This window comes from Streptomyces kanasensis (assembly GCF_043077165.1).
GTDB classification, from domain to species: domain Bacteria; phylum Actinomycetota; class Actinomycetes; order Streptomycetales; family Streptomycetaceae; genus Streptomyces; species Streptomyces changanensis.
Genome location: NZ_JBIBSF010000019.1, coordinates 36,728 through 41,781, shown reverse-complemented (window position 1 = coordinate 41,781; position 5,054 = coordinate 36,728). Strand labels below are relative to the sequence as shown.

Here is a 5,054-nt window from a genome sequence, read left to right as displayed (position 1 = left end):
TACGGGGGGGGGGGGGGGGGGGGGGGGGGGGGGGGGGGGGGGGGGGGGGGGGGGGGGGTTGGGGGGGGGGGGGGGGGGGGGGGGGGGGCGCCCCCCCCCCCCCACGGCTGCTCGCGGCCGCGTCCGAGCTGTTCGCCGAACGGGGTTACGAGCGGGCGACGGTACGGGACATCGCCGGGCGTGCCGGACTGAACCAGGCGCTGCTCTTCCGTCACTTCGGCTCGAAGCGGGCCCTCTTCGGCGAGGTGGTGTCGCGGGACGGGCTGGAGCAACTGCGGGGCACCCCGCCGGAGCGCCTGGTGGAGACCGTGCTGGCGAGCATGCTCGCCCCGGCCGGCGAGGGCGCGGACGGCGACGACGCTCCGGACGACGGCCGGACGGGGGCCGCGCGGTCACTGGAGACGCTGCTGCGCTCGGTGGGTGCGGGTGACGAGGTGTCGGCGGCGGTCACGACGCTGGGCGACGAGTACGCCCGGGTGCTCGCCACCCTCAGCCGCGCCGACGACAGCGGGCTGCGGGCGGACCTCGCCCTGTCGTGGCTGCTCGGCATCGGCCTGATGCGCGTCGTGGTCGGCAAGCGCCCACTGGCGGACGCGGACCCGGGCGAGGTCAGCCGGCTCGTCGTGGGCGCGCTGGGCGGCCTGCTGGAGGGGCTGCCGCCCGTCGACGGGCGCACGGAACCCCCGCGCTGACGGCCCCGCGGCGCCCGGCGGGATCGCTTCCGGCTGGGGCAGGCTCGGCGAGGGTGCCCGGGTGTGCGCCCTCGGTGTTCGGGGGCGCTACCGCGCGCGGGTCGCCTCCAGGGTGCGCGCGAGCCGCGGCCCCAGCCACCGCTTGAGGCGGCGCAGCGGCTCCAGCCCGTGGGCCGCACGGTCGATCCGGTAGTAGAGCTGCGGCGGGACGTACGGCAGGAGCGGGGAGTGCCGCTGGCCGAGCAGGGCGAACATCTGCGCCGGGTCGAGCCGCGCGTACCGCGGCAGGTTCTCGTACCAGCGGGCGCTGTAGCGGGCCGCGCTGCGCAGCGGGAGGAGCGCGGCGGTGCGTTCCCGTTCGTACCGGGTGAGGGCGGCTGCCAGGGACGGCGCGGTGCGCAGCGCGCCGGCCAGCGCCATGGCGTCCTCCAGGGCGAGGGTGGTGCCCGCGCCGACGGAGTAGTGGGTGGTGTGGGCGGCGTCGCCCAGCAGGACGAGGTTGTCCCGGTGCCAGGTCCGGTTGGTCAGGGTGCGGAAGGACTGCCACCGGGCGCCGCCTTCGCCCTGGGGGCGGCCGATCAGCCGGTGGCCGTCCAGTGGCCCGGCGAAGAGCCCCTCCAGCAGGCGCAGGCCCTCCGGGTCGGACATCCGGTCGAGGCCGAGGCCCCGCCACGCCTCCGGCGGGCACTCGACGACGCAGGTGCTGCCGTCCGGACCGTACGGGTAGGCGTAGCACCACACCCAGCCGTGCGGGGTCTCGGCGAAGGCGAAGGTGAAGGTCGCGAAGGTCTTCGTGGTGCCGAGCCACGCGTACGTGTTCCGGCCGGTCTCGATCTGCGTGCCGAAGTGGTCGGCGTGACGGCTGCGCAGGGCGCTGTGCACGCCGTCGGCGGCGACGACGAGGTCCGCGTCGGGCGGTCCGCCGGCGGGGGTGACCTCGTGGGAGTGGACCAGGCGCACGCCGAGCTCCCGCGCGCGGTGGGCGAGGACGTCGAGCAGCCGGTGTCGGCCGATGCCGAAGCCCTCGTCACCCGGGCGGGCGGTCGTGGTGCCGCGGATGTGCGCGACTCCGCCGCTCCAGCGGACCGAGGCGTCACGGACGGCGCGGGCGGACGCGGGGTCGTGGGCGTGCAGCCGGTCGAGGAGCCCGCCCCAGTAGGTGACGCCCCACCCGTAGGTCGAGCCGGCCGGGTCGCGTTCGAGGACGGTGACGTCGTGGTGCGGGTCCTGCCGCTTCATGAGGATCGAGAAGTAGAGCCCGGCGGGGCCTCCGCCGACGCAGACGACCTTCATGTGCCCTCCCACCGACTGCCCGACATGTCCGGCCCGCGGTGGAATGTATCAGCCGGTGCCGCGTCGGCCGGGACAGCTCGCCGGACCGTCCACCGGCGGGCGGCAGGGTCCCGTGACCGGGAGGGGCCCGCGGGGCGGGCGGCCACGCCCACCCTCCGGGTGGGCGGCCGCGTCCGGGCCGGGAGCGCTCCGGGCGGCAGCCCTCGGCCAGGGGCGCTCCGACTGTCCGGGTGCCGCCCCGGCAGGGGTGCTCCGGGTGGCGCCCGGGCTGTCGGACGACGGTCCCGGGCCGGGTCCGGGCAGGTCGGAGGCGTCGCAGGGGATCGGGGCAGGTGGATGAGGGGGCGTGCGGCGGGTACCCGGTGCGGATGACACACGACAGCCACGGGCCCACCTTGCCGGACGGTCGCGGACCGGTCTCCCGCGCCGTCGCCGCGTACCTGCGCGGAGCCGGCCCCCTCCCCTCGGACGAGGCGGTGGCCACCGCGGACGTCTACGGTGACGACCTCCAGCTCGCCCTGTATCTCTGCTACGAGCTGCACTACCGCGGCTTCGCCGGTGTCGACCCCGACCTGGAGTGGGAGCCGGGGCTCCTGGGGACCCGCCGGGCCATGGAGCGGCGCTTCCTCGCTGCGCTGCGGGCGGACACGCCCGTGCACGACACGGTGGAGGAGGCCCTCAAGGAGCTCCTGGTGGAGCCGGCCGAGGGGACCGGCGTCTCCCACTACCTGCGGGACGAGGGGCAGCTGTGGCAGTTGCGCGAGTACGCGGTCCACCGCTCGCTGTACCACCTGAAGGAGGCCGATCCGCACGCCTGGGTGCTGCCCCGCCTGTGGGGGCGGGCCAAGGCCGGCATGGCGGCGGTCGAGTTCGACGAGTACGGCGGCGGCCGGCCCGAGCGCGTCCACGCGCGGCTCTTCGCCGACCTGATGGAGGACCTCGGCCTGGACCCCGCCTACGGCCGCTACCTCGACGCCGGCTGCGCCCCCATGCTCGCCCTCGTCAACCTCATGTCCCTCCTCGGCCTGCACCGCTCGCTGCGCGGGGCCCTGGTGGGGCACTTCGCCGACGTCGAGATCACCTCGTCGCCGGGCTCGCGCAGGCTGGCGGAGGCCATGCGCCGCACCGGTGCGGGCCGGGCCGCCGAGTTCTTCTACGACGAGCACGTCGAGGCGGACGCGGTGCACGAGCAGATCGTGCGCAGGGACGTCATCGGCGGGCTGCTGGCCGAGGAACCACACCTGGCGGACGACGTCGTGTTCGGCATCGACGTCACCGAGTACCTGGAGCGGCGGCTCGGTGACCACCTGCTGCGCGTGTGGCGCGAGGGACGGTCGTCGCTCAACAGGACCAAAGAGAATGCTGTTGCCGTATGAGAATGTTGGGTACGCGGAGACGCATGAATCTGCTGGTACCGCCAGGGGTCTACACCCCGCAGGATGACACGGCCCTCCTGACGGAGGCGCTCGACACCGTGCCGCTGCGTGAGGGCACGCGTGTACTCGACATCGGTACGGGGTCTGGCGCCCTCGCCCTGGAGGCCGCCCGTCGAGGCGGGCGGGTGACGGCCGTGGACCTCTCCCGCAGGGCGGTGCTCGCGACACGTCTCAACGCCGCGCTCGCCGGGGTCCGGGTCCGCGCCGTCCGCGGCGACCTGCTCTCCCCCGTGGCCGGCGAGTCGTTCGACCTGATCATGGCCAATCCGCCCTACGTACCCGACCCGGAGGGCGCCCGCCGGCCGCGCGGCGCGGCACGCGCCTGGGACGCCGGCCACGACGGCCGCCTGATCCTGGACCGGATCTGCCGCGAGGCTCCCGGGCTGTTGCGTCCCGACGGCACGCTGCTGCTGGTCCACTCGGTACTGAGCGACCCGGACCGTACCCTGGAGCACCTCCGGTCGGCGGGGCTGCGGGCCGAGGTGGCGGACCGCCGGTGGGTCGCCTTCGGGCCCGTCCTGCGCTCCCGGCACGGCTGGCTGCGCGAGCGCGGCCTGCTCTCCCACGACGACGACAAGGAAGAGCTGGTGGTGATCCGTGGCCAACGATGACGCTCCGCGCCGTGTCACCCTGCCGCGCAAGGGCCCGATGCTGGTGGAGGGGCCGGTCGAGGTCGAGCTGGAGGACGGAACAGTGGTCTCGTCGGACCGCTTCCGCGTCGCCCTGTGCACCTGTCACCGCAGTCGGCGCTACCCCTGGTGCGACACCAGCCACCGCCGCTCCGCCCCACCCCGGGAGACCCGCCAGTAGGCCGGCCGGTCACCCCCGACCGGACCGCCCGCCCCGCCAGCCGGTGGGGCGGGCGCCGTCGTGTTCGGCGCTCCCCCAGGGGGCCGTTCCGCGGTCACTCCCCTGATGCCGCCGGCTCGGGCCCCGGGGGCCCGTCGTCGCAGAGGCCGGTCCGGCAGCAGACGGGCAGGAGCTCGGGGACGGCCTCCCGGACGCGCCGCAGCCGGGCCCGGTCGGGCTCCACCACGGTGAGGACCTCGAAAGCGGTCCCGGCGTCCCCCACGCAGCGGCCCGACACCACCTCCCCGTACAGCGACCACAGGCCCTGCCGGGCGATGGTCCGGCACCGCCCCGGCAGGTCGAGGCCGCGCCGGGCGGACGCGGGGTCGGTGCCCTCGCCCGCCACCGTGAGCTGCAGGAGGTCCAGGAACCACGTGCGGGCCGCCGGCGGAATCGTGTCCGCGAGGGCGGCGAGGGCGACAGACGTCACCGCGGGGGCCGGCTCCCACAGGGTGGCCGGGGACCATACGTGGTCCTCCAGGAGACCGTCGGGGTCGCCGGGGGCGGGAGTCTCCCGGGCGGACTCCAGGAGGTCCCGCGCCAGGTGGGCTGCGGAGGCGCCGCACCCGCACGTCATGCGCTCCCAGTCGTGGCGGGCCGCCTCCGCCCTGATCAGTCTCATGGCCGCCCACCCTACGGGGTGGCCGGAGCCCCCACCGAACGCGTGTCGGGGGGGGCGGGGGGGGGGGCCCGGCCCCCCCCCCCGGGGGGGGGCCCCCGGGGGGGGGGGGGGGGGGCGCCCCCGCGCCCGGGGGGGCCCCCGGGGGCCGGGGGGGGCCCCCGG

6 protein-coding genes and 1 pseudogene are annotated in these 5,054 nt (G+C 76.4%); 5 read left to right on the top strand and 2 right to left on the bottom strand.

The window, feature by feature from the left end:
• Positions 1-107: 107 nt before the first annotated feature.
• Both ACF053_RS29850 and ACF053_RS29845 read left to right on the top strand, forming a co-directional pair.
• A pseudogene (locus tag ACF053_RS29850) lies at positions 108-188 on the top strand (TetR family transcriptional regulator); the annotation flags it as partial.
• A 60-nt stretch (positions 189-248) separates the two neighbouring features.
• Positions 249-692 carry a TetR/AcrR family transcriptional regulator gene (locus ACF053_RS29845; protein WP_391956873.1) on the top strand — a complete coding sequence of 148 codons (444 nt, stop codon included), beginning with the start codon at positions 249-251 and terminating at the stop codon, positions 690-692.
• 87 nt (positions 693-779) lie between these two features.
• Here the strand turns inward: ACF053_RS29845 and ACF053_RS29840 are convergent, their stop codons facing one another.
• Entirely contained in the window at positions 780-1,985 is a 1,206-nt protein-coding gene (locus ACF053_RS29840) for an FAD-dependent monooxygenase (protein ID WP_391956872.1), read from the bottom strand.
• Between the two features lie 368 nt (positions 1,986-2,353).
• On the opposite strand from ACF053_RS29840, the gene ACF053_RS29835 reads away from it, so the two are divergent.
• Genes ACF053_RS29835 through ACF053_RS29825 form a run of 3 tightly spaced genes read left to right on the top strand, consistent with a single transcriptional unit; the run spans position 2,354 to position 4,231 of the window.
• On the top strand, positions 2,354-3,361 hold the full coding sequence (locus ACF053_RS29835; RefSeq protein ID WP_391956871.1) for an iron-containing redox enzyme family protein: 1,008 nt from the start codon (positions 2,354-2,356) through the stop codon (positions 3,359-3,361).
• A 23-nt stretch (positions 3,362-3,384) separates the two neighbouring features.
• A complete protein-coding gene (locus tag ACF053_RS29830) occupies positions 3,385-4,032 on the top strand; it encodes a HemK2/MTQ2 family protein methyltransferase (protein ID WP_391956870.1) in 648 nt (215 codons plus the stop codon).
• A 37-nt stretch (positions 4,033-4,069) separates the two neighbouring features.
• The gene (locus ACF053_RS29825) at positions 4,070-4,231 is read left to right on the top strand and encodes a CDGSH iron-sulfur domain-containing protein (protein WP_079046842.1); all 162 of its coding nucleotides are present in this window, start codon (positions 4,070-4,072) and stop codon (positions 4,229-4,231) included.
• Positions 4,232-4,325: 94 nt separating this feature from the next.
• Here the strand turns inward: ACF053_RS29825 and ACF053_RS29820 are convergent, their stop codons facing one another.
• The gene (locus ACF053_RS29820; protein ID WP_391956869.1) at positions 4,326-4,892 is read right to left on the bottom strand and encodes a hypothetical protein; all 567 of its coding nucleotides are present in this window, start codon (positions 4,890-4,892) and stop codon (positions 4,326-4,328) included.
• Positions 4,893-5,054: the final 162 nt, after the last annotated feature.

Coding starts and splice junctions, on each gene's coding strand:
- ACF053_RS29840 (WP_391956872.1), bottom strand. CDS start 1,985: ATGAAGGTCGTCTGCGTCGGCGGAGGCCCCGCCGGGCTCTACTTCTCG.
- ACF053_RS29835 (WP_391956871.1), top strand. CDS start 2,354: ATGACACACGACAGCCACGGGCCCACCTTGCCGGACGGTCGCGGACCG.
- ACF053_RS29830 (WP_391956870.1), top strand. CDS start 3,385: ATGAATCTGCTGGTACCGCCAGGGGTCTACACCCCGCAGGATGACACG.
- ACF053_RS29825 (WP_079046842.1), top strand. CDS start 4,070: ATGCTGGTGGAGGGGCCGGTCGAGGTCGAGCTGGAGGACGGAACAGTG.
- ACF053_RS29820 (WP_391956869.1), bottom strand. CDS start 4,892: ATGAGACTGATCAGGGCGGAGGCGGCCCGCCACGACTGGGAGCGCATG.